Here is a 22,879-nt window from a genome sequence, read left to right on the forward strand (position 1 = left end):
CGTCCTTCATTTTTCGACAGGACGCCTTTCCATGCATTCGCTTCTCGACGGGTTTCAGGACCTGGTCAATGCCGGCAACGGCTTGATCTGGGGTAGCCTGCTCATCTATCTGCTGCTGGGCGCCGGCCTCTTCTTCACGGTGATGACCGGCGCCATTCAGCTGCGCTATTTCGGGCACATGTTCGCGCTGCTCAAGCGCTCCCGGGAAGGAGGGGCCGGTATCTCCTCCTTCCAGGCACTCTCCACCAGCCTGGCGGCCCGGGTGGGGACCGGTAACCTGGCCGGGGTGGCCATCGCCATCTACTTCGGCGGTCCCGGGGCGGTGTTCTGGATGTGGATGACCGCCCTGGTGGGCATGGCCACCAGCTTCGTGGAGTCGACCCTGGCCCAGGCCTACAAGGTGAGCCACGGTGATGCCACCTATCGGGGCGGCCCTGCCTACTACATCGAGAAGGGGCTCGGCCAGCGCTGGCTGGCGATCCTCTTCGCGGTCTGCCTGATCATCGCCTTCGGCCTGGCCTTCAACAGCGTCCAGGCTAACTCCATCGCCCAGGCCATGGAGCAGGCCTTCGATGTGCCCGGCTGGGCGGTGGGCCTGGCCCTGGTGGTGGTGGTGACGCCGATCATCTTCGGTGGCATGCGCACCATCGCCCGGGTGGCGGGCATGGTGGTGCCGGTGATGGCGCTGCTCTACCTGGTGCTGGCCCTGGGGGTGGTGGCCATGAACCTGAGCGAACTGCCCGGGGTGATCCGCACCATCCTGGCCAGCGCCTTCGGCCTGGAGCAGGCCGCCGGTGGGGCGCTGGGCTATGCCATGGCCCAGGCGCTGATCAACGGCATCCAGCGCGGCCTCTTCTCCAACGAGGCGGGCATGGGCTCGGCGCCCAATGCCGCCGCCACCGCCACCACCCAGCCCAATCACCCGGCGGCTCAGGGCTTTATCCAGATGCTGGGGGTCTTCCTCGATACCCTGGTGATCTGTACCGCCACCGCGGCGATCATCATCCTCGCCGGCCCCCTGGGCGAAGGTGATGCCCCCAACGGCATCCAGCTCACCCAGGTGGCGCTCTCCGCCCAGGTGGGGGAGTGGGGCAGCGTCTTTATCGCCCTGGCGATCCTGCTCTTCGCCTTTACCTCGGTGATTGCCAACTACGCCTATGGCGAGTCCAATATCGAGTATATCGCCGGCCCCCGGCGGGCCCGCCCGGCGCTGCTGCTCTACCGCCTGGCGGTGTTGGCCATGGTGATGGTGGGCTCGGTGGCGAGCCTGGGCGCGATCTGGAACTTCGCCGATCTCTCCATGGGGATGATGGCGCTGATCAACCTGGTGGCGATCCTGGCGTTGTCGCCGCTGGCCTTCGCGCTGTTCCGCGATTACGACCGCCAGCGCCGCGCCGGTGAAGACCCGGTCTTCGACCCATCGCGTTTTCCCAAGCTGGCGGGCAAGGTGGACACTGAAGCCTGGCCGGCCCGTCGCCGCTGACACAAGCCCTGCGCCCCATCGCGTTTTCCCAAGCTGGCGGGCAAGGTGGACGCCGAGGCCTGGCCGGGCCGTCACCGCTGACGCCGGCCGCTTCAGGGCGTATACTGGCGCCCGACCTGACCGCCCGGGCCTCCCGGGCGGTCGCCGTGTTTTCCCGAGGGTTCCCTTACCCCTCTCTCGTGACAAAAAGGTTCCGATGTTCGACTTGACCCCCTCCCAGGCGCGCCGCTGCCTGATCCTGCTGGTCGCCTTCCATATCGCCGTGATCGCCGCCAGCAACTACCTGGTGCAGTTGCCCTTCACCCTGTTCGGCTGGCATACCACCTGGGGGGCCTTCAGCTTTCCCTTTATCTTCCTGGCCACCGACCTCACGGTCCGGCTCTTTGGCAAGCGCCAGGCTCGGGCGATCATCCTGCGGGTGATGCTGCCAGCCCTGGTGATCTCCTATGCCGTCTCGGTGATCTTCCCCCGGGGCAGCTACGCCGGCCTCGGGGCCCTGGGAGAGTGGAACACCTTCGTGGCGCGGATCGCCCTGGCCAGCTTCCTGGCCTATGTGCTGGGGCAGTGGCTGGATATCCAGGTCTTCGATCGCCTGCGCCGCGTGCGTGCCTGGTGGCTGGCCCCGGCCGTCTCCACGGTGTTCGGTAACCTGGCCGATACCCTGGTGTTCTTCGCCACGGCCTTCCATGCCAGCCCGGATGCCTTTATGGCGGCCCACTGGCCGGAGATTGCCGCGGTGGATTACGTGATCAAGCTGGGCATCAGCCTGCTGTTCTTCCTGCCCCTCTACGGCGTGCTATTGGCTTGGCTGAGCCGGCGCCTGGTCGCCTGGACGGGACGCCAGGAGAGTCCCGAGCCGGTGCCGCTGCGGGGCTGATCCCGATGGTTGCCGGTGCCGTATCCCGGCGCGGCCTCCCCGATCAATGATAAGGAGATAAGGATGGCAATCGAGCTGCATACCCTGGATGGTGGGGAGGGCGATGGCCTGCCCCTGGTGGTGATTCATGGGCTACTGGGCAGCGCCGACAACTGGCGCTCCCACCTGAAGAGCTGGCAGCAGGGGCGCCGGGTGGTGGCGGTGGACCTGCGCAATCACGGCCGCTCGCCCCATGCCGACGGCATGCGCTACGGCGAGATGGCCGCCGATGTGCTGGCGACCCTGGATCGGTTGGGCATCGAGCGCTGCCATCTGCTGGGTCACTCCATGGGCGGTAAGGTGGCCATTACCCTGGCCAGGCGGCATCCCGAGCGGGTTGCCTCCCTGGTGGTGGCCGATATCGCCCCGGTGGCGTATGGGCACGGCCACGACGCCATCTTCGCCGCCCTGCGGGCGGTAGAGGCTGCGGCGCCGGAGAATCGCCGCGAGGTGGATGCCATCATGGCCGAGCATGTGCCGGAGCGGGCAGTGCGCCTCTTCCTGGCCACCAACCTGGTGCGGGGCGAAGGCGCCATGGCCTGGCGGGTCGGGCTCGACGAGATCGAAGCCGATTACGAGGCGATTCGTGGCGAGCCGGAGGGTGAGGCACCTTTCCAGGGCCCGACCCTGGTGATTCGCGGCAGCCGCTCCAACTATGTCACGGATGCCATGCTGCCGGCCCTGCGCGAGGTGCTCCCCGAGGCGCAACTGGCGACCCTTGAAGCGGGCCACTGGCTCCACGCCGAGCAGCCGGAGGCCTTCCAGGAGGCGGTGGCCACCTTCGCCGCCCGGGTGGATGGCGCCGGGGACTGATTTCGCCCGGCCCGCTCCTACTGAGCGGGGTCGATGGCCAACTGGTGCGGGGCCCGCGCCGACTCCAGTTGACCCGTCGCTACCAGGAAACGCTCGAAGCGGGCATAGCGTCCTTCGTTCAGGGCGGCGGGGCTTGGTGCCAGGCGTGCCAGCAGGCTCGGCCAGGCGCGGCGGTTGGCGGTGCTGTCGAGGCTCGGTTCGCTGGCGACCAGCAAGGCCCAGGCCTCTTCCGGGTGATTGAACGCCCAGAGGGTGGCGCTCTCCAGGGCCGTCACCAGTCGCAGGATATCGTCGCGCAGGGCAGCGAGGCGCTCTTGATGCGCCATCAGGATCAGGCCATCGAAGGCGGGCAGACCATGCTCCTCGGCAAGAAACTGCTGCGTATTGAGCCCTTCCTCGGCCAACTGGGCCTCCAGGGTGATCCACAGGGGCGCCACCACGGCTGCCACGTCTCCGGCGAGTAGCGCCTGGCCCAGGCCGAAATGGCGATGTTCCAGCCGTTCGTCGTGCAGTGCGATGCCGTGATGGGCCAGCATGGTGCGGGCCACCAGGGCGCTGTCCGCCACCGCATAGGCGAGACGCCCCTCGGCGAGCCCGAGCGGCGAGTCGATGCCGTTGTCCTGACGCATGATCAGGCCGCTGACGGGACTGTCGATCAGGGTGGCGACCCTGACCAGGGGGTGACCCGCGGCGCTCTCCAGATGCAGCTGGGGCTGGCGCCCCAGGGCCAGGTCAATGCGCTCGGTCATCAGCAGCTTGGTGGGCAGCTCGGGGTCGGCGGGGGGGATTAGCTCCACCCTCAGGGCCTGGCGTTCGAAGTCGCCGCGCTCCCGGGCAAGGATCCAGGGGGCGTGCTGCAGGCCCAGGTACCACTCCAGCATCACCTTGAGCTCCCGCAACGGGGGCGGCGCGATGGGCTCCGGGGCACGATCGGTGCGGCTGGGGGCGGCAGGCTGCGGCTCCAGGGTGTCCTCGGTGAGTTGCCGGGCCGCCTCGATGGCGGCCTCGTCGATGACCGGCTCGGCCATCGAGGGCGTGTGCCAGGCTAGACAGAGTGCGAGCGCCAGGATGGCGATACGGCGAATCGGTGGCGGAGTCAGTGACATGGGGGCTCCAAGCGGGCGGCCATGGGGCCGAAGCAGGCAAGAGTGTATCCTTGAGTATCCCGGGCTGTCGAAGGCCTAGGCTCAAGTCCCCGCATGGCGCTGGTATGGCATAATCCTAATATTTCAGCGAGAACGGCGACTCCTATGGACGGCATCAACAGCTTGTTTTTGCTCAGCGGCCTGCTGCTGGCCCTGAGCATCCTGGCCAGCAGGCTCTCCTCGCTGGTGGGGTTGCCGCTGCTGCTGATCTTCCTCGGCCTGGGCATGCTGGCCGGCGAGGAGGGGGTGCTGGGCATCCAGTTCGACGACTACGATCTGGCCTTTCTGATCGGCCACCTGGCGCTGGCCATGATCCTCCTCGATGGCGGCCTGCGGACCCGGCTCAAGACCTTCCGCGTCGGCTTCAAGCCGGCGCTGTCGCTGGCCACCCTGGGGGTCTTCGTCACCAGCCTGGTGGTGGGATTGATCGCCATGTGGGTCTTCGAGCTCTCCCTGGTACAGGGGCTGCTGGTGGGGGCCATCGTCGGCTCCACCGACGCCGCGGCGGTCTTCTCCATGCTCAGCGGGCGTGGCGTCAACCTCAATGAACGGGTCGGTGCCACCCTGGAGATCGAGTCCGGCACCAACGACCCCATGGCGATTTTCCTGACCCTGATGCTGGTCGAGCTCCTGGTGGGGGAGATCGGTGGCGTCGTGGATACCCTGTGGTTTCTGGTCACGCAGTTCGGCCTGGGGCTGGTGATCGGCATCGGCATCGGCTGGTTGAGTGCGCGGCTGCTGCGCTGGCTCGATCTAGCGCCGGGGCTCTACTCCCTGCTGGCCCTGGCGTTGGGCTTCCTGGTCTTCGGATTGACCGCCTCCTTGGGAGGCAGTGGCTTCCTGGCCATCTATCTGACCGGCCTGATGATCGGTAACCAGCCGGGGCGGCATCTCAACTTTATCCTGCCGGTGCATGACGGCCTGGCCTGGCTCAGTCAGATCGGCCTCTTCCTGGTGCTGGGCCTGCTGGTGACCCCCAGCGAGATGCTGCACTACGCCTTGCCGGCGCTGTTGGTGGCCCTGGCCCTGATCTTCGTGGCCCGTCCCCTGGCGGTGCTGGTGGCCATCAAGCCCTTCTTCAAGTTTCGCTGGCGGGAGGTGGGCTTTATCTCCTGGGTCGGGTTGCGCGGCGCCGTGCCCATCGTGCTGGCGATCTTCCCGGTGATCGGCGGGGTGGAGAACGCTTCCCTCTACTTCAATGTGGCCTTCGCGGTGGTGCTGATGTCGCTGCTGATCCAGGGCGGCAGCCTTTCCTACATGGCGCGCTGGATGAAGGTGGAGGTGCCGCTCGGGGTGACCCCGAACCGCCGTGGTCCCCTGGGGATCTTGCCGGAGAACGACTACGAGATGTTCGTCTATCGGGTCGAGAACCAGGACCTGGATGACGTCCCCGTCCGCCTGCTGCGCTTCCCCTCCGGGGCGGTGATCTCGGCGCTCTTCCGCGAGCATGCGATGCTGCATCCCAAGGGCAGCACCCGGCTCAAGATCGGCGATGTGCTCTGCGTGATCGGCCGCAGCGAGGACCTGCCGGCCCTCAATCGGCTCTTCAACGGCGAGGCCAGGCTCAGGCGTCAGCAGGCCTTCTTCGGTACCTTCACCCTGGATGGCGATGCCCTGATGCAGGACGTGGCAGCGGCCTATGGCCTGACGCTGAGTCCGGGGGAGGAGGGCATGACCCTGGGCGAGTTCGTCTCCCTGCGGGTGGGCGGGCACCCGGTGGTGGGGGACGACGTGGGCTGGCACGGCATCCACTGGGTGGTCAGCGAGATGGAAGGCAACAAGATCACCAAGGTGGGGTTGCGCTTGTATCAGTAAGCGGGACGGCGGGCGACCCTTGTCCGGATCGATGTCGGGGCGAGGGCGGCTCTGAAGGTGTGGATGGGGATGTTGGGGAAACGAAAAAGGCGCCCGTAGGCGCCTGATTCTAGAATAGGAGTGGCGGAGGGACAGGGATTCGAACCCTGGGTAGGCTCTCACCTACGCCGGTTTTCAAGACCGGTGCATTCAACCGCTCTGCCATCCCTCCGGCTCACGGCGGTGTATATTACCAGCCCGTTTTCTCGCGTCAAGAAGCTTTTGCGATCAAGTCGTTACCCACCGTCCCGGGGGCATGCCGGAGACGGCATCCAGGAGGGGAGGATGAGTGATGAGTCAGAGGTGCGGGTGGGCGTGTCGGCCCTGGTGATTCGTGACGGTCGCTGCCTGTTGGTGCAGCGAGGTCGCGAGCCCAATGCGGGGCGCTGGGCCCTGCCCGGTGGCAGGCTACACTTGGGAGAAGGCCTGGCCGAGGGTGCCCTGCGGGAGCTTCGCGAAGAGACGGGCGTGGAAGCCGAGGCCCTGGGGGTGGCGGATATCAGCGAAATTCGGGAGCCAGGGCACCACTATGTGCTGATCACCCAGGCCTGTCGTTGGCAACGGGGGGAGGGGGTGGCCGCTGATGATGCCCGGGCGCTGGCCTGGGTCTCGCCAGCCGACCTCGAGGCCCTCGGTGAGGCGGTGGTGCCGGGCGTTCGGGGGCTGGTGGAACGCTCGCTGAACACCCCGGTCGAATAGTGGATCGAGGCGGTTGCCAAGAGTGTCGTTGAAACAAGCCCTTAGCCCAAGGTATTGCGTCGCGGCCGGGGAGACGGCATTCTTGGGCCACAGGCAAGATCAACAACCTAGGGAGCAATGATCGATGGCCTATCAAGATTCACGGGTCGCTCAGACGCAGACTCATGCGGTCGGCACCAACAAGGTCCTGCGCAATACCTATGGCCTGCTGGCCATGACGCTGCTGTTCTCCGCCGTCACCGCCGGGGCCGCCATGGCCATGGGCGTGGAGCGGATGAATATCTTCGTCTTCTTTATCGGGGCCTATGGCCTGATGTTCCTGGTCCACAAGACCGCCAATTCGGCCATGGGGCTGTTGGCCACCTTCGCCTTCACCGGCTTCATGGGCTTCACCCTGGGGCCGATCCTCAACGCCTACCTGGCGCTGCCCAATGGCGCGGCCCTGGTGATGAATGCCCTGGCCATGACCGGCCTGACCTTCGTGGGACTCTCCGCGGTGGCGCTGGTCTCCAAGAAGGATTTCAGCTTCCTCGGCAACTTCCTGATGGCGGGTGCCATCGTGCTGATCCTGGCCATGGTGGCCGGACTGGTCTTCCAGGTGCCGTCGCTGATGCTGATGGTCTCCGCCGGCTTCGTGCTCTTCGCCTCGGCGGCGATCCTCTACCAGACCAGCGAGATCGTGCACCGCGCCGGCGAGACCAATTACATCCTCGCCACCATCACCCTCTACGTCTCCATCTACAACCTCTTCGTCAGCCTGCTCTCCCTGCTGGGGATCATGAGCAACGACTGATCGAACGGGGAGCGAGCCTGACCTTGGCCCCGCCATCGGCGGGGCCAAGGCGTTTCTAGACGAGGTATAGGTATGCGTTATGCTTTGCTGGTGCAGGGGGGGCCCTACAGCCATCAGGCCGCCCATTCCGCCCTGCGCTTCGCCGAGGCGTTGGTCCGCCGTGGGCATCTCCTGGAGACCGTCTTCTTCTATCATGATGGGGTCTACAATGCGGCCCGGCTGCTGGCCCCGCCCCAGGACGAACCCCACCTGGGCGATGCCTGGCGCCGGCTGCACGCCGAGCATGGCACCCGGCTTCAGGTGTGTATCGCCGCCGGCCTGCGCCGCGGCCTCCTGGACGAGCGGGAGGCGGCGCGACATGGCAAGGCGGGAGCCAGCCTCGAGGCGCCCTTCGAGCTGACCGGGCTCGGCCAACTGGTCGATGCGGGCCTGAGTCACGACCGCCTGATCACCTTCGCTCCCTGAGGAGGCCGCATGAGTCACGAATCGACGCTTCCCGAGGGGGATCTGCTGGTGGTGTTGCGCCACGGGCCCCATGGTAGCCTGTGGTTACGCGAGGGGCTGGAAGCGGCCCTGGTGGCGGCGGCGCTGGGCCAGCGGGTCTCGCTGCTCTTTATGGGGCCCGGAGTCGCGGCCCTGGCGGCGAACCAGCAGCGTGGACCGCTGGAGCAGAAGGGCACCCTGCCGATGCTGGAGATGCTGCCGCTCTATGAGGTGGAGTCCCTGCTGGCGGTGGATGAGGACCTGGATGCTCTGGGGCTCGCCCCCGAGCGACTGGCGGTGCCGGCCGAGCGAATCGCACCGACGGCGGTGGCGGCGCTGATGGCGCGCCATCCCCTGGTACTGAATTTCTGAGCCGGTGAGGGACTCTCGATGATACTGCATATTCTCAACCGCTCACCCCTGGATAGCCGGGTCTACCGCCAGGCGATGATGGCCATGGGCCCCGATGACCGATTGCTGCTGATCGAGGAGGGGGTTCAGGGGGCCTTGCCGCAATTGGTGCGCCATTTCGAGGAGATCGCCGGGCGGCTTTTCGTGCTGCGCGAGGACCTCGCCGCCCGGGGGCTGGAAGGCCAGTGCGACGACAGCGTGCTGGTGGTGGATGTGGAGGGTTTCGTGACCCTGACCGAGGAGGCCGACAAGTCGGTGAGCTGGTTCTGATGGCAACGACGGAAATCACTCGCTACCTCGAGGTGGGCGGCAACAGGGTCGGTCTCGACCCGGAAGGCTACCTGGTGGAGCTGACGGACTGGTCGCCGGCGGTGGCCGAGGCCCTGGCCGCCGAGGAGGGGCGCGAATTGACCAAGGCCCACTGGGAGGTGATCGAGGTGCTGCGCGACTTCCATGCACGCTTCGAGACCTCGCCGGCCATGCGTCCCCTGGTCAAGGCAGTGGCCCAGGCCCTGGGCGGTGACAAGGGCAACTCCCTTTATCTGATGCGCCTCTTCCCGGAGAGCCCGCCCAAGGTGGCGGCGCGTCTGGCCGGGCTGCCCAAGCCCGCCAACTGCCTCTAAGCGACCATGAACTTCCTCGGCCATGCCTGGCTGGGTCATCGTGGCAGCGATGACTTCCTCTTCGGCAACCTGATCGCCGATGGGGTCAAGGGGCGTGACCTCACGGCCTGGCCGCAGGCCGTGGGGGCGGGGATTCGCCACCATCGCCGGGTGGATGCGCGTATCGATGGCGACCCGGAGCTGCTGGCGCTACGGCGCCGGAGCCCGGAGGGGCTGCGGCGTTATAGCGGCATCGCCCTCGACCTGATGTGGGATCACTTCCTGGCCCGGGACGGTCAGGGCGAGGCCGCCCACCGGGCCCTGGTGGCGCGCTGCTATGGGCTGCTCGAGGCGCGGCCGGCGCCGGCGCGGCTGGCGACGATGATGCCGCTGCTGGTCGACCAGGACTGGCTCAATGGTTATGCCGATTTCGCCTTTACCCAGCGCGCCCTGGCCGGCCTGGGCCGGCGCCTGCCGCCGGGCAACCGGCTGGCCGAGCTGGCGCCCTGGCTCGAGGCGGAGTACCCCCACCTGGAGGCGGCCTTCTATCGCCTCTGGCCGCGCCTTGAGCGGGAGCTGGGCCGCCCCTGAGGATCTCTCCCTAACTATCTTCCAGCAGCCATAGGCACTCGAGGCGATCCCCCGGCGTGACCTCGCTATGGGCCGGCACCACGGCCAGGGCATTGGCCGTCACGCAGGAGGAGAGCACCCCGGAGTTCTGGTCGGCGAAGGCCTCGGCCACCGGCCCCTCGGGGGTGAAGCGCAGGGCCACGCGCAGATAATGGCGGCGGGCCTGGGTGCGGGTGGCGAAATCGGCCCGTGCCCAGACGCTGGTGAGGCGTTCGAGGGCGGGGCAGGCCAGCAGGGCGCCGAGCAGCGGGCGCAGGAAGAGCCAGGCGCCTACATAGCCGGAGACCGGGTTGCCGGGCAGGCCCACGAAGCGGGCCTCGCCGCCATTAGGCCGCGGCAGGCGCCCCAGGGCCAGCGGCTTGCCGGGACGCAGTGCCAATCGCCATAGATCGAGTCGCCCCAGGGATTCCACCGCCGGCTTGACGTGATCCTCCTCGCCGACGCTGACGCCGCCGGTGGTAATCACCAGGTCCGCCTCGCCGGCCGCCTCCTGCAGCAGCCGTCGAGTGGCTGCGAAGTCGTCCGGGGCCTTGGCCAGGCAGACCAGTTGGCCACCGAAGCCCTCGATCAGGCGCGCCAGCATGGGGCGATTGGAATTGTAGAGCTGTCCCGGGGCCAGGGGGTGGCCGGGTTCGACCACCTCGTCGCCGGTATTGATCAGGGCGACCCGTGGCCGACGGCGCACCTTCACGTCGGTGATGCCCTGGCCGGCCAGGTGACCCAGGGCCGCCGCCTCCAGGCGCAACCCGGCGGGGAGCAGCTCGCTGCCGGCAGTGACATCGCGACCCCGACGGCGGATATTGTCGCCGGCGGTGAGTTCGGCCGGGAAGCGGATGCCGGACTCGGTCACTTCGACTCGCTCCTGCATCACCACGCAGTCGGCGCCTCCGGGTACTTCGCCGCCGGTAAAGATCCGCGCGCAGCTCCCCGGCGCCAGGGGCTCGGCCGGCTGGCCCGCGGCGATGCGCTGGCTGATCGGCAGGCATCGACCGGCATCCGCCAGGCGCAGGGCATAGCCATCCATGGCGCTGTTGTCGAAACCGGGGACGTCCTGGCGCGCCGGCACCGGCTCGGCCAGCACCCGCCCCGTGGCTGAGTCGGCGGGGATCGTCTCGCTTTCCAGCGGCACGACGCCCTCCAGCAGCGCCGTCAGCGCCGCTTCGATCGGCGCCAGCTCAGCCATGGGTGCCTCGCTCGGGGATCACGAGGTTGGCCTGCGATAGAGAGTGGCAGGGCTTGTGTCGGCCGGGGATAAACTCAGCCATGGGTGCCTCGCTCCGGAATCACCAAATTAGCGTAATTACACGGCTTATGCCGGCTATCCAGCTGTTCGGCGAGGATACCGTCCCAGGCGGTGCGACAGGCGCCGGTGGAGCCGGGCAGGCAGAACACCACGGTGGCGTTGGCCAGGCCCCCCAGGCAGCGACTCTGGATGGTGGAGCTGCCCACCTCCTGGTAGGAGAGCTGGCGGAACAGTTCGCCGAAGCCCTCGATGCGCTTGTCGAGCAGCACGCCCACCGCCTCCGGGGTGGAGTCGCGGCCGGTAAAGCCGGTGCCACCGGTGGTCAGCACCACCTGGACCTCGGGATCGGCGATCCAGGCGGCCACCTGGGCACGAATGCGGTAGACATCGTCGGCGATGATGCGCTTCTCCACCAGCTGGTGGCCGGCGCCGCCGAGGCGCTCGACCAGGGCGTCGCCGCTGCGGTCATCGGCCTCGGTGCGGGTGTCCGAGACGGTCAGCACGGCGATACGCAGGGGCACGAAGGCGTCGCGATCCTGGCTCATCCCTGGCGCTCCTGCTTGGCCTGCTGGCGGGCCTCCAGGGCGGCCAACTGCTCGGGGGTGGCCGGGGCCTGGTGCTTCTCCTTCCATTCGCCGTAGGGCATGCCGTAGACGTATTCCCGGGCGGCCTCGTAGTCGAGCTCGGCGCCGTGCTCCTCGGCGGCGGCCACCAGCCACTTGGAGAGGCAGTTGCGACAGAAGTCGGCGAGGATCATCAGGTCGATGTTCTGGACCTCCTTGTGCTGGTCCAGGTGCTTGAGCAGATGACGGAAGGCGGCGGCCTCCAGCTCGGTGCGGGTGGCTTCGTCCAGGTGTTGCATGGGCTTGTCTCCTCGAAGAATTTTCACTCCAGCATACCAAAAGAGACCGCCGGCGGGCGGTCTCTTTTGCGTCACTTCGATGGGGCGTGGCTCGGTGGTCATCAGGTCGGTCGCTGGGGCAGGGTGCCATCCTCCGGGGGAGTGGCCTGGGCGGGTGCCGGCGGTGTCTCGGCGCTCTCCTTGACCGCCTCGTACCAGAGGCTGTGGTGCTCCTTGGCCCAGCTCTCGTCCACGTAGCCGCTCTTCATGCCCTCGAAGGAGCCCTCGGTGCCCAGGGTGCCGATATAGATATGCCCGAGGGCCACGGCGGTCAGCCCCAGGGCGCCCAGGGCGTGGATCAGGTTGGCCCACTGCATGGTGTCGCGGCTCTGGCCGAAGTTGGGGAAATCGAGGACGAAGCCACTGATGATCACCGCCACCCCAGCGGTGGCCAGCAACCAGTACCAGACCTTCTCGCCGGCGTTGGCGAAGCCCGCCTCCACATGGCCCTTGCCGATCAGGCCGCCGCCCTTCTTGAACCACTCCAGGTCCCGGCGGCTGGGCAGGTTATGGCGCAGCAGCCTGATCAGCAGCACCACCAGCAGCACCCCGAACAGTGGCCCCAGGTAGTTGTGGGCCACCTTGGAGGCGCTGATCATGGCGCCCCAGACGCTGTCGCCGAACAGCGGCCGGAAGACGAACTTGCCGTAGAGCAGATTGAGCCCGGAGAGGGCGAGGAGGATAAAGAGGCTGGCCACGCTCCAGTGCAGGGCCCGGGTCAGCACCGACCAGCGCAGCAGCAGTCGCCCGGTGCGGGGCTCATCCAGGGTCTTGCGACCCACCAGCAGATAGAAGATCGCGATCATCAGGAGCATGCCGCCGATGGCGATCAGCCCGAAGGGGGAGACCCAGCGGTTGCGCCAGTGGCGCCAGCGTTCGCCGCTGGCATTGACCAGGTTGTAGGTGGAGTCGGCGCGGCTGTCGCGGAAGTTGGCGTCCACCTCGCCGCTACGGACCTGTCGCCAGGTGTCGGGGGTCACCCCCACCACAGCGGTGGCAGTTTCCCGGTCTGCGGTCGCCTGGGCCAGGGCCGCGGGGGCCAGCAGCAGGCCGAGGACCAGCGCCAGGGTGGCGGCGAGCCACCCGCAGAGCCGGCCGGGATTGGCAATGCGCATCACGGGCCTCCTTACCCTTGGCGGGTGGCGTCATAGGCCAGGTCATCGACGCTGGCCCGGGGGTTGTCCGACCAGGCGCCGTCGGCGTGTCCGCGGCGCACCACCCGCTGGCGGAAGATATCCGCCACCGTCTGGGCGTCGCCGGCGAGCAGCGCCTTGGTGGAACACATCTCGGCGCACAGCGGCAGCTTGCCCTCACTGATACGGTTGGCGCCGTACTTGGCGTACTCCTCCTCCGGGGAGTCGGCGGGTCCACCCGCACAGAAGGTGCACTTGTCCATCTTGCCGCGCTCGCCGAAGGCGCCCTGTTGGGGGAATTGGGGAGCGCCGAAGGGGCAGGCATAGAGGCAGTAGCCGCAGCCGATGCACAGGTCCTTGTCGTGGAGGACGATGCCGTCCTCGGTGCGATAGAAGCAGTCGGTGGGGCAGACCGCCATGCAGGGGGCATCGTCGCAGTGCATGCAGGCCACCGAGATCGAGACCTCCTCGGGGAGGCCGTCATCCAGGGTGACCACGCGGCGCCGCTGGATGCCCCACTCGGTCTCGTTGGCGTTCTTGCAGGCGGTGACGCAGCCGTTGCACTCGATGCAGCGTTCCGCGTCGCACATGAATTTCATCTGAGCCATGGGAATCTCCTGTCACGCGGGCCGTCAGCTGGCTTTCTCGATCCGACACAGGGTGCACTTGGTCTCCTGCATCTGGGTCACGGTGTCGTAGCCATAGGTGGTGGCGGTATTGGCCGCCTCGCCCAGCACATAGGGGGCGGTGCCCTCCGGGTAGCGGTCGTGGAGGCTCTCGCCCTGGAACATCCCACCGAAGTGGAAGGGCATGAAGACCACCTCCCGGGCCACCCGCGGGGTCACCAGGGCCTGGACGCGTACCCGGCCTCCCTCGGCGCCCTCTACCCAGACCATGTCGCCGTCGGCGACACCCAGGTCATTGGCCAGCGCCGGGTTGATCTCGACGAACATCTGTTGTTGCAGCTCGGCCAGCCAGGACATGGAGCGGGTCTCCTCGCCGCCGCCTTCGTACTCCACCAGGCGCCCCGAGGTGAGGATGATCGGGTAGCGGTCGGAGTTGTCGTTGTCCTGAATGCTCTTGTAGAGGGTTGGCAGGCGGTAGTGGGAGGCGACGTCGTCCCAGGTGGGGTAGTCCGCCACCAGGTCGCGACGGCTGGTGTAGAGGGGCTCCCGGTGCTTGGGAATGGGGTCCGGGAAGGTCCAGACGTTGCAGCGCGCCTTGGCGTTGCCGAAGGGCGCGCACTCGTGGGCGATGGCCACCCGCTGGATGCCGCCGGAGAGGTCGGTCTTCCAGTTCTTGCCCTCGGCCTCGGCGCGCTCCTCGGCGGTCAGCTCGTTCCACCAGCCCAGGTCCTTGAGCATCTGGTCGGTGAACTCCGGGTAGCCGTCGTTGAGGTCCGAGCCGCGGCTGAAGACCCCGTCGGCGAGGATGTTCTCGCCGTTGTGCTCGATACCGAAGCGAGCGCGGAAGGTCAGCCCGCCCTCGGAGACCGGCTTGCTGGTGTCATAGAGGATCGGCGTGCCGGGATGATTCATCTCGGCGGTGCCCCAGCAGGGCCAGGGCAGGCCGTAGTAGTCGCCGTCGGCGGGGCCGCCCTCGGCACGCAGGGTCTGGAAGCTGAAGGTGTGCCAGTGCTGCTGATGGGCCTTGAGGCGCTCCGGGCTCTGGCCGGTATAGCCCACGGTCCACATGCCGCGGTTGAACTCCCGGGTGATGTCCTCGATCACCGGCTCGCTGCCCTCCACGCGGATATGCTTGCAGAGCTCGTCGGCGAAGCCCAGCTTGCGGGCCAAGAGATACATGATCTCGTGGTCGGGCTTGGACTCGAAGAGCGGCTCGATCACCCGGTCCCGCCACTGAATGGAGCGGTTGGTGGCGGTGACGCTGCCGGTGGTCTCGAACTGGGTGGCCGCCGGCAGCAGGTAGACCCCGTCGCTGCGGCCATGCATCACCCCGGCCACGGTGGGGTAGGGGTCGACGATGACCATCATCTCCAGCTGCTGCATGGCGCGCTGCATCTCGGGGCCGCGGGTCTGGGAGTTGACCGCATGGCCCCAGTAGAACATCGCCTTGAGGCGGGTGCGTTGGGAGATCGCCTCCTCTTCCTCGAGCACGCCATCGACCCAGCGCGACACCGTGATGCCGTTGCTGTACATGGGTTGGCCATCGGCGTACTCGGTCGGGTCGAAACGGCTCTTCAGCCAGTCGAGATCGAGGTCCCAGACCCGCGCCCAGTGGGCCCAGGCGCCCTCGGCGAGGCCGTAGTAGCCGGGCAAGGAGTGGGACATCAGGCCCAGGTCGGTGGCGCCCTGGACGTTGTCATGGCCACGGAAGATATTGGCGCCGCCACCGGAGCGGCCGATATTGCCCAGGGCCAGCTCGAGGATGCAGTAGGCGCGGGTGTTGTTGTTGCCGGTGGTGTGCTGGGTGCCGCCCATGCACCAGACGATGCAGCCGGGGCGGTTCTCGGCCAGGCGTTGGGCGGTATCGCGCATCTGCGCCTCGGGGACGCCGGTGATGCGTTCCACTTCCGAGGGCGGAAAGTCGGCCACCTCGGCGCGCACCTCGTCCATGGCGTAGACCCGCTGGCGGATATACTCCCGGTCCTCCCAGCCATTCTCGAAGATGTGCCAGAGCAGGCCCCAGATAAAGGCCACGTCGGAGCCGGGGCGGATGCGCACGAAGTGATCGGCCTTGGCGGCGGTGCGCGTGAAACGCGGGTCGACGACGATGATCTGGGCCTGACTGCGCTCCTTGGCCAGCAGGATATGCTGCATGGCCACCGGGTGCGCCTCGCTGGGGTTGGAGCCGATAAAGAGGATGGAGCGACTGTTCTGGAGGTCGTTGAGCGAATTGGTCATCGCCCCGTAGCCCCAGGTATTGGCGACCCCGGCCACGGTGGTGGAGTGACAGATGCGCGCCTGGTGGTCGGTGTTGTTGGTGCCGGCCAGGGCGGCGAACTTGCGCAGCAGGTAGGCCTGCTCGTTGTTGAACTTGGCCGAGCCCAGCCAGTAGATGCTGTCGGGCCCATGCTCCTCGGTCAGCGCCAGGACCCGGTCACCGATCTCGTCGATGGCCTCCTCCCAGGAGAGGCGCTGCCACTCGCCGCCCACCAGCTTCATTGGGTACTTGAGGCGCCGGCTGGAGTGGCCGTGCTGGCGCAACGAGGCGCCCTTGGCGCAGTGGGCGCCGCGGTTGATGGGGTGGTCGAAGGCCGGTTCTTGGCCGGTCCAGACCCCTTCCTGAACCTCGGCGTAGACGCCGCAGCCCACCGAACAGTGGGAGCAGATGGTGCGCCGGGTCTCGATGGGGGCATCCGAATAGGGGGTGCGATCGGCGGCATCGACGCGGCGCATCATGGGCGCGCCGATCAGGCCGGCGGCGGCCAGGCCGCCGGTGGTCGCGCCGCTTCGCTTGAGGAACTGGCGACGGGAGATGCCGAGGCCGGCGCCGGCCTTCGGGGTCGCCTGCTTGGGTGTCAAACGCATGGTGGCTTCCTCCTCAGTCCCGCAGGGTGGCGTAGTAGGCGCGGATATGCTCGCTCTCGTGGTAGCGGCGCGGTGCCTCGGCGGTGTCTGGCGTGGCGCTCTCGGCCTGCACCAGGGTGACATGGCCGAGGCCGGCGGCCGCGGCGGTACCGGCGCCGAGGGTCTTGAGGAAGTGCCGGCGCCGGGGATCATGGGATGTATCGGGTCGCTGCTGACTCATGACTTGGCCTCGCTCTGGGGGTGGGGTGATGGATGGGAGCCGGCGTTGGCCCAGCGCACGGCCTGGACCTGGGCCGCCTCGTCGAGCCGCGCTTGCTCATGGGCCATGAAGGCTAGGCCCAGCTCGGCGAGCCGGGCGTAGAAGGGGGTGTCGACCCGGGCCAGGTCCGCCAGGCAGTCGCCGGCCCAGGGCGCCAGATGGCGTTCGAAGAAGGTCGGTGCCGTTTCGGGGCGTGACTCGGTGAGAATCGCCATGCACTCGTAGAGGGCCGCCAGGTGATCCTCCGGATCGGCGTTCTCGGTATGCCGGGCAATGCCCAGCCGTTTGAGGTCGCGACGCAGGGCCACCAGCGCCTCGTCCATCAGTTCGCCCTGGCGATACCAAGAGGCATAGGGCACCACCTCGCCCTGGATCACGCCGATCAGGTGGCGAAAGTGGGCCCGCTCCAGGGCCGCTGGCTGCGCCTGCCGGGCCGCCTCTGCGAGGCCCTCCCAGGCCCGCCCCAGGGGGCCGTCGTCCTCCGCCTGCAGTTCGCCCAGCCAGTCGAGCAACTCGCCGTTCGGGGCCTGGTGCAGCAGCCGGGCCAGCAGTCGATAGATCTCGGCGTGAAGGGCCAATTCCTCGTCGGCCGGGCGCGCGGTTGGGGTCTCTGTCATAGCGTCATACCTTGAGTTGCGCTTCGGGGTCCCGGGCCAGCGACCGCCAGACGTCCCGGACGCGACAGTCCTCGCACATCTCCAGTCGCTGGGCGGCCTCGCCGGCGAAATAGGGGTGCGCGGCGAGCTTGCCCTTGATGGCCTCGATGGTGGCGGCGCTGGCGAAGGCCTTGCCGCAGCTGATGCAGTGGAAGGGGGCCGCCTGGTGAAGGGTGCGTCGCTCGCTGCGTTCGGGGCCGGCCAGGAAGCCGGGCTCCAGGGTGATCACCTGCTCGGGGCAGGTCGCCTCGCATAGGCCGCACTGCACGCAGTCCGCCTCGCGCAGGCTCAGCGCCGGCTGTTCCTGGCCGGCGGCCAGGGCCGGGGTGGGGCAGGCGGAGACGCAGGCCAGGCAAAGAGTACAGCCTTGATTGTCCACCCGGATGCCGCCATAGGCGGCGCCATGGGGCAGCGCATGGCGACGGTCATCGCCGCCGCCCAGGGCGGCCAGGTGATCGAGCACGAGATTCAGGCGTTCGCGTTTGCTCGATGCCTCGGGGGCTGCCGTCAGGGGCTCCAGGGCCGGGAGACGCGGCGGAGCATCCCGGGCCGCGGGGTCGGCGTCGATGGCCCGGATTCGCTCGGGGGGCAGTTCCAGGGCCGCGAGCAGGCCATGGGCCAGGGCGAGTTCGTTATTCAGGAAGGCGCGCAGGCGCTCGGGCATCTCGGCCGGGTACTGGATACGGACTTCCGCCGCTCCGAAGGCCAGGGCCGCCAGCCACTGTTCATGGCCGGCGCTGCCCAACTCCTCCAGGGGCAGGTCGATCAGCTGGCCGGCGACCACGTTCTCCTCCGCCAGGTCGGCGGCAGTGGCGAAGCGCACCACCGGGTCGCGGCCGCCCGTTTGCCGGTAGTGCTCGAGCCAGCCGGCGAGGGTCTGCTGCAGCTGGTGCTCCTCCGGCAGGCGATAGCGGATGGCGCCGGTGGGGCAGGCGCTGGTGCAGCTGCCCACGCCGTGGCAGCGAAAGGGGTCGATCTCGACCCTCGCCGCGATGCGCCCCGGCTGGCTGGCGATGGCATCGGCGGGGCAGACCTCCAGGCAGCGGCTGCAGCCGCGCTTGCCCTGGGCGTCATGGGCGCAGAGGTCGGCATCGATCTCGAAGTAGCGGGGCTTGTCGAACTCCCCCACCAGGGCGGCCCAGTCGGCCAGGGTCGAGGCCTCGAGGGCCGCGCCGCGGCTGGCCAGGTAGCCCGGCGGCGGCAGCTCCAGGTCGAGGCGCGGGCGGCGGCCCAAGTCGAGGATCAGGTCGAAGTGATCGCGTCCGGCCAGGGCTCGGGCCAGGTCGAGCCAGTCGCCGCCCTGGTACAGGCCGACGCGGAAGCGGCCCAGGTAGCCCTCGAGGGTCAGGGCCTCGGCCTCGTGGCGGCTCAGGGCATGGCAGGGCAGGGCCCGGGTGTGGGACAGCAGCTCGCTGGCTTCCGCGTCGTCGATGCTCGAGGTGGCCTCGGTCAACAGCAGGGTCAGGGAGGCCAGGCCACGCCCTTCCAGCAAGCGGGCGGCGCGGCGGGCCTCGGCTTCGTTGCCGATCAGCAGGGCATGGCCGGCGCTGGCATAGGTGACGCTGGCCGGGGCCAGGTTGCGGGGCCAGGAGACGCGGCGATAGGCGCTCTCCCGGGCCAGACGGTTACGGTCGTCGGCCGTTAGCGATGGGGTCATGGTCTCTCACGGTCCGTCATGGTGGTCGGTCAGGCGTGCCATCCCGGCAAGGCGAGCCACTTGGGCTTATTTTTTTATCGCTAATGAATGAGTGTGGTCGGTTCTGGGTATCTCGCCAGATCATCCTTGGTCTAATGTTTTCGCCGCAGGCGTCGTATGCGGCTCGAGTTTCTCGCCGGTCGGCTCATCCGCCGAGGAGGCCGGGGTGGAGTGGCCTTCATCCTCTCCAGGGGCGGCGTGATCGACGGCCTCGCCAGACAGGTTGTCGTCCTGGGGGGCCTCCCCGGAGGGGCGGGTCCAGCGCCTGAGCCGCTCGGCCAGCTCGCCGGCCAGGGGCTGCAGGCGTCGATAGTCGTCGTCGTAGTCGTCCAGGCCGTCGCGCACGCCATACTGGTCGCCGGCAAAGAGCCGGCGCAGGGCACGGCGGCGCAGGGCCTCGCCGACGCCGCTGGCCATAAAGGCCGAGATCTCGCTGCCCGGCGCCAGGTCGTCGGGGTCGGGCAGCGGCGCCGCTTCGCCGCTATCCGCGGCGGAGGCCGCTGCCGGGGCATCGGCGGCCTCGTCGATGGGGGGCGGGGCAGGGGAGCCCTCGGCCTGGGCTGCCTCGCGCTTGCGCTCGGACCAACGGGAGAGGCGACTCATGGCTGCATCTCCCGGGCACGGCCGGCCCCCTGGCGTTTTTTCTTGCGGCCCTCCTCCGGCGCTTCGCCGTGGCGGGCCAGGTAGGCCTCGATCCAGGCCTGGATGGCCAGGGGCATGGCCACCTCCAGGACCCGCTGTTCGCCGTCCATCCAGGCCGCCGCCACCTCCTGGCTGGCGGTGATGGCGCTGGGGTGGGGCTCGGCGGCGTCGCTGTCTCCGGCGCGCAGGAAGAGTCGCGGAGTGGTGGAATTCAGGTTGAAGCGGTAGGCGGCGCGCTCGGTCATCAGCAGCTGCAGGTCCAGGCACCAGGGGCCGGCGTCACCCGGCGTCAGGTCGGTGACTCGCCAGCGCCGGTGAGTGAAGCCCTTGATGGTGACGGGGAGGCTCGACAGGTCGAAACTCAGGGAGCAGGATGTGGTGGCTGGCATGGGGCGCTCTCGACGGCTTGACTCCCCTGCAGTTAAGACGGTCCCGGCCGAGACCGCCATGATCGGGGTCAACGATTGATTAAGGAGTTTTGAATGTTTGCCTTGCCGCGTACCCATGCCCGGCTGCCGGCCACCCTGGAGATCGCCATCGTCGACGAGTATGGCGAGTCCCGGCGCCAGGCGATCGCCGCCGAGCGGGCCCTGACGGTCTACCTCAACAAGCGCGAGATCGTCACCCTGATGACCCTGGGCGCCGACCCGGAGGCCCTGGTGGTGGGCTATCTGCGCAATCAGGGCCTGGTGGCGGCCCGGGAAGACCTGGTTCAGGTGGCGGTGGACTGGGAGGTGGAGTCCGCCGCCGTGGTCACCCGTCACCCCCCCGAGGACCTGGAGGCGCGCCTGGCCACCCGCACCGTGACCACCGGCTGTGGTCAGGGCACCGTTTTCGGACGGCTGCTGGAGAGCATCCCGCCGGCGCCGCCGGCGACGCGGTTACACCAGTCGGTGCTCTATCGACTGCTCGATAACCTGGGGGCCTACAACGAGACCTACCGCAGCGCCGGGGCCGTCCACGGCTGTGCCCTGTGCCGCCAGGAGGCGGTGCTCGATTTCGTCGAGGACGTGGGGCGTCACAATGCGGTGGATACCCTGGCCGGGCGCCAGTGGCTGGAGGAGGCAGAGTCGACGGCGGCGGACATCTTCTATACCACCGGTCGCCTGACCTCGGAGATGGTGCTCAAGGTGGCCCAGATGGGCATCGGCGTGTTGGTCTCCCGCTCCGGGGTGACCCAGAAGGGGGCGGAGCTGGCCAGCCGCTTCGGGGTGTTGCTGATCGCCCGGGCCAAGGGCAAGCACTTCCAGGCCATCCATGCCGGCGAACGCCTGGTGCTGGATGCCATGCCGGCGCGGCGGCCCGGGGACCGCCGCGGCTGATCCTTTTTGGTGCAATTGTTTGATTTTTTGCACGCCTCTGGTGCCGGCATGTCTCCGCCATCCCGGCAATCTCCCTGTGGTCTATCGAATCTTCCCTGGTGCTTGTCTCCCTCTCGCTTGTCAATTATCTTTGTCGGCCGTGAAAGATAAAACAGATAAACGTCGATAAAATATTATTCTTACGATAATTCAAGTCTAGAGGCAGACAACCCATGACGGATTCCCCTTCCGGAACCCAATTGACCCGCGTGCTGGCGCGCAAGGACGTGCTGGCGCTGGCCTTCGGCGCCATGATCGGCTGGGGCTGGATCGTGCTGACTGGCAGCTGGATCCAGTCCGCCGGCAGTCTCGGCGCTATCACCGCCTTTATCCTCGGCGGCATCGCCATCGTGCTGGTGGGCCTGACCTACGCCGAACTCGCCTCCGCCATGCCCCAGGTGGGGGGCGAGCATGTCTACAGCTACCGGGCGCTGGGTCACTTCGCGTCTTTCTTCTGCACCTGGGCCATCGCCCTGGGGTACGTCAGCGTGGTGGCCTTCGAGGCGGTGGCGCTGCCCACGGTGGTGGAGCACCTCTTCCCCAACTATGCGGTGGGGCACCTCTGGACCATCGCCGGCTGGGAGGTCAAGGCCACCTGGGTGGCGGTGGGCGTCGCCGGTTCGGTGGCGATGATGGCGATCAACTACGTGGGCATCCGCACCGCGGCCCTGGTGCAGAAGGTCGTGACCCTGTTGATCCTGGTGGTGGGCATCATGTTTATCACCGGGGCGCTGTTCGAAGGCGAGCGGGCGACCATGGAGCCGCTGTTCAGTACCTCCGAGGGGGTGATGGGCGGCATCATGGTGGTACTGATCATGGTGCCCTTCATGTTCGTCGGCTTCGATGTGATTCCCCAGGCCGCCGAGGAGATCAACCTGCCGTTTCGGGAGATCGGTCGGGTGCTGATGATCTCGGTGATCCTGGCGGTGTTCTGGTATGCGCTGATCATCCTGGGCACCTCCTTGATGCTGGATAGCGAGGCCCTGGGCGCGAGCTCCCTGGCGGTACCGGATGCGATGCAGGCGGTATTCCAGGCGCCCTGGGCGGGCAACCTGATGGTGCTGGCGGGGATCGCCGGGATCATCACCAGCTGGAATGCCTTCTATGTGGGAGGCTCCCGGGCCATCTACGCCCTGGCCCACTCGGGTATGCTGCCGGCCTTCCTGGCCAAGCTGCATCCCAAGCACCGCACCCCCACCAACGCCATCCTGTTGATGGGGCTCCTGTCATGCATCGCCCCCTTCTTCGGGCGGCCGGCGCTGGTCTGGCTGGTGGTGGCCGGCGGCCTGGGCATCGTCATCGCCTATCTCTTCGTGTCGCTCTCCTTCGTGGTGCTGCGTCTCAAGGAGCCGGAGATGGTGCGGCCCTTCAAGGTGCGCCAGGGCCTGGCGGTGGGCGTGATCGCCGTGCTGCTCTCCCTGGGCCTGATCGCCCTCTACCTGCCGGGTAGCCCGGCGGCCTTGGCGCCGGCGGAGTGGGTGATGTTCCTCGGCTGGATGGGCATCGGCCTGGTGCTCTACGCCTGGTCGCGGGTTCGCTATGGCGTCGCCTTCAGCGACAAGATGATGTACCGCGAGCTGGCCGGCGCCGACCCCTACCCGGGGCGCTAAGCAACACAACTGACGCCATGCAAAAGGCCCCGTCATGGGGCCTTTTTTGTTGCTCTCG

25 protein-coding genes and 1 tRNA gene are annotated in these 22,879 nt (G+C 67.9%); 13 read left to right on the forward strand and 13 right to left on the reverse strand.

Translation table 11 applies throughout. The features are described 5' to 3' along the window. Positions 1 to 31: 31 nt before the first annotated feature. The 3 genes from IHD13_RS02785 (at position 32) to IHD13_RS02795 (ending at position 3,212) form a co-directional block, all read left to right on the forward strand. Complete coding sequence (locus tag IHD13_RS02785; protein ID WP_195859516.1) at positions 32 to 1,483, forward strand: alanine/glycine:cation symporter family protein; 1,452 nt, start codon at positions 32 to 34, stop codon at positions 1,481 to 1,483. Between the two features lie 196 nt (positions 1,484 to 1,679). Further along, positions 1,680 to 2,360 (forward strand): 7-cyano-7-deazaguanine/7-aminomethyl-7-deazaguanine transporter, encoded by a 681-nt coding sequence (locus tag IHD13_RS02790; protein WP_195859517.1) that lies wholly within the window; start codon positions 1,680 to 1,682, stop codon positions 2,358 to 2,360. A gap of 63 nt (positions 2,361 to 2,423) precedes the next feature. Then, positions 2,424 to 3,212: an alpha/beta fold hydrolase gene (locus tag IHD13_RS02795; RefSeq protein ID WP_195859518.1), complete on the forward strand. Its 789-nt coding sequence runs from the start codon at positions 2,424 to 2,426 to the stop codon at positions 3,210 to 3,212. A gap of 17 nt (positions 3,213 to 3,229) precedes the next feature. On the opposite strand, the gene IHD13_RS02800 is transcribed toward IHD13_RS02795, so the two are convergent. Beyond that, entirely contained in the window at positions 3,230 to 4,318 is a 1,089-nt protein-coding gene (locus IHD13_RS02800) for an ABC transporter substrate-binding protein (RefSeq protein WP_195859519.1), read from the reverse strand. 144 nt (positions 4,319 to 4,462) lie between these two features. Between IHD13_RS02800 and IHD13_RS02805 the strand changes: the two genes are divergently transcribed. After that, the gene (locus IHD13_RS02805; RefSeq protein ID WP_195859520.1) at positions 4,463 to 6,172 is read left to right on the forward strand and encodes a potassium/proton antiporter; all 1,710 of its coding nucleotides are present in this window, start codon (positions 4,463 to 4,465) and stop codon (positions 6,170 to 6,172) included. Between the two features lie 121 nt (positions 6,173 to 6,293). Here IHD13_RS02805 and IHD13_RS02810 read toward each other — a convergent pair. Next, positions 6,294 to 6,383: transfer RNA gene (locus tag IHD13_RS02810), tRNA-Ser, on the reverse strand. A gap of 113 nt (positions 6,384 to 6,496) precedes the next feature. Between IHD13_RS02810 and IHD13_RS02815 the strand changes: the two genes are divergently transcribed. The 7 genes from IHD13_RS02815 to IHD13_RS02845 all read left to right on the forward strand — a co-directional run bounded on the left by IHD13_RS02815 (position 6,497) and on the right by IHD13_RS02845 (position 9,790). After that, positions 6,497 to 6,910: an NUDIX hydrolase gene (locus IHD13_RS02815; protein WP_195859521.1), complete on the forward strand. Its 414-nt coding sequence runs from the start codon at positions 6,497 to 6,499 to the stop codon at positions 6,908 to 6,910. Between the two features lie 124 nt (positions 6,911 to 7,034). Next, the gene (locus IHD13_RS02820; RefSeq protein ID WP_195859522.1) at positions 7,035 to 7,703 is read left to right on the forward strand and encodes a Bax inhibitor-1/YccA family protein; all 669 of its coding nucleotides are present in this window, start codon (positions 7,035 to 7,037) and stop codon (positions 7,701 to 7,703) included. A 72-nt stretch (positions 7,704 to 7,775) separates the two neighbouring features. Continuing rightward, a complete protein-coding gene (gene tusD, locus IHD13_RS02825; protein ID WP_195859523.1) occupies positions 7,776 to 8,168 on the forward strand; it encodes a sulfurtransferase complex subunit TusD in 393 nt (130 codons plus the stop codon). Between the two features lie 9 nt (positions 8,169 to 8,177). Then, positions 8,178 to 8,558 (forward strand): DsrE family protein, encoded by a 381-nt coding sequence (locus tag IHD13_RS02830; protein WP_195859524.1) that lies wholly within the window; start codon positions 8,178 to 8,180, stop codon positions 8,556 to 8,558. 18 nt (positions 8,559 to 8,576) lie between these two features. Continuing rightward, entirely contained in the window at positions 8,577 to 8,867 is a 291-nt protein-coding gene (gene tusB, locus IHD13_RS02835; RefSeq protein ID WP_195859525.1) for a sulfurtransferase complex subunit TusB, read from the forward strand. Beyond that, positions 8,867 to 9,220, forward strand: a complete 354-nt coding sequence (locus IHD13_RS02840) for a TusE/DsrC/DsvC family sulfur relay protein (RefSeq protein WP_195859526.1) — start codon at positions 8,867 to 8,869, stop codon at positions 9,218 to 9,220. Before tusB ends, IHD13_RS02840 begins: the two co-directional genes overlap by 1 nt. A gap of 6 nt (positions 9,221 to 9,226) precedes the next feature. Beyond that, on the forward strand, positions 9,227 to 9,790 hold the full coding sequence (locus tag IHD13_RS02845; protein WP_195859527.1) for an acyl carrier protein phosphodiesterase: 564 nt from the start codon (positions 9,227 to 9,229) through the stop codon (positions 9,788 to 9,790). A gap of 10 nt (positions 9,791 to 9,800) precedes the next feature. On the opposite strand, the gene IHD13_RS02850 is transcribed toward IHD13_RS02845, so the two are convergent. The 11 genes from IHD13_RS02850 to IHD13_RS02900 all read right to left on the reverse strand — a co-directional run bounded on the left by IHD13_RS02850 (position 9,801) and on the right by IHD13_RS02900 (position 20,239). Then, positions 9,801 to 11,012 (reverse strand): molybdopterin molybdotransferase MoeA, encoded by a 1,212-nt coding sequence (locus IHD13_RS02850; RefSeq protein WP_195859528.1) that lies wholly within the window; start codon positions 11,010 to 11,012, stop codon positions 9,801 to 9,803. Between the two features lie 74 nt (positions 11,013 to 11,086). Next, the gene (moaB, locus tag IHD13_RS02855) at positions 11,087 to 11,617 is read right to left on the reverse strand and encodes a molybdenum cofactor biosynthesis protein B (RefSeq protein WP_195859529.1); all 531 of its coding nucleotides are present in this window, start codon (positions 11,615 to 11,617) and stop codon (positions 11,087 to 11,089) included. Continuing rightward, positions 11,614 to 11,934, reverse strand: coding sequence for a DUF1244 domain-containing protein (locus tag IHD13_RS02860; RefSeq protein ID WP_195859530.1), 321 nt, complete (start codon positions 11,932 to 11,934; stop codon positions 11,614 to 11,616). The genes moaB and IHD13_RS02860 overlap by 4 nt, the downstream gene beginning before the upstream one ends. 101 nt (positions 11,935 to 12,035) lie before the next feature. Then, a complete protein-coding gene (locus tag IHD13_RS02865) occupies positions 12,036 to 13,088 on the reverse strand; it encodes a formate dehydrogenase subunit gamma (protein ID WP_195859531.1) in 1,053 nt (350 codons plus the stop codon). Positions 13,089 to 13,099: 11 nt separating this feature from the next. Then, the gene (fdh3B, locus tag IHD13_RS02870) at positions 13,100 to 13,714 is read right to left on the reverse strand and encodes a formate dehydrogenase FDH3 subunit beta (protein WP_195859532.1); all 615 of its coding nucleotides are present in this window, start codon (positions 13,712 to 13,714) and stop codon (positions 13,100 to 13,102) included. Between the two features lie 24 nt (positions 13,715 to 13,738). After that, positions 13,739 to 16,597, reverse strand: a complete 2,859-nt coding sequence (locus IHD13_RS02875) for a molybdopterin-dependent oxidoreductase (RefSeq protein WP_195859533.1) — start codon at positions 16,595 to 16,597, stop codon at positions 13,739 to 13,741. Positions 16,598 to 16,610: 13 nt separating this feature from the next. Beyond that, on the reverse strand, positions 16,611 to 16,817 hold the full coding sequence (locus IHD13_RS02880) for a twin-arginine translocation signal domain-containing protein (RefSeq protein ID WP_195859534.1): 207 nt from the start codon (positions 16,815 to 16,817) through the stop codon (positions 16,611 to 16,613). Next, positions 16,814 to 17,473: a TorD/DmsD family molecular chaperone gene (locus tag IHD13_RS02885; protein WP_195859535.1), complete on the reverse strand. Its 660-nt coding sequence runs from the start codon at positions 17,471 to 17,473 to the stop codon at positions 16,814 to 16,816. The genes IHD13_RS02880 and IHD13_RS02885 overlap by 4 nt, the downstream gene beginning before the upstream one ends. A 4-nt stretch (positions 17,474 to 17,477) precedes the next feature. Then, positions 17,478 to 19,169: a 4Fe-4S dicluster domain-containing protein gene (locus IHD13_RS02890; RefSeq protein WP_195859536.1), complete on the reverse strand. Its 1,692-nt coding sequence runs from the start codon at positions 19,167 to 19,169 to the stop codon at positions 17,478 to 17,480. A gap of 120 nt (positions 19,170 to 19,289) precedes the next feature. Next, positions 19,290 to 19,811 carry a DUF3306 domain-containing protein gene (locus IHD13_RS02895; protein ID WP_195859537.1) on the reverse strand — a complete coding sequence of 174 codons (522 nt, stop codon included), beginning with the start codon at positions 19,809 to 19,811 and terminating at the stop codon, positions 19,290 to 19,292. Next, positions 19,808 to 20,239, reverse strand: a complete 432-nt coding sequence (locus IHD13_RS02900; RefSeq protein ID WP_195859538.1) for a DUF3305 domain-containing protein — start codon at positions 20,237 to 20,239, stop codon at positions 19,808 to 19,810. Before IHD13_RS02900 ends, IHD13_RS02895 begins: the two co-directional genes overlap by 4 nt. 93 nt (positions 20,240 to 20,332) lie before the next feature. Here IHD13_RS02900 and IHD13_RS02905 point away from each other — a divergent pair, with 93 nt between their 5' ends. Next, entirely contained in the window at positions 20,333 to 21,172 is an 840-nt protein-coding gene (locus IHD13_RS02905) for a formate dehydrogenase accessory sulfurtransferase FdhD (RefSeq protein ID WP_195859539.1), read from the forward strand. A 212-nt stretch (positions 21,173 to 21,384) separates the two neighbouring features. Beyond that, positions 21,385 to 22,821, forward strand: coding sequence for an APC family permease (locus IHD13_RS02910; RefSeq protein ID WP_195859540.1), 1,437 nt, complete (start codon positions 21,385 to 21,387; stop codon positions 22,819 to 22,821). Positions 22,822 to 22,879 lie beyond the last annotated feature (58 nt).

It is taken from the genome of Halomonas sp. 328 (assembly GCF_015645095.1).
In the GTDB taxonomy this organism is placed as follows: Bacteria; Pseudomonadota; Gammaproteobacteria; order Pseudomonadales; family Halomonadaceae; genus Bisbaumannia.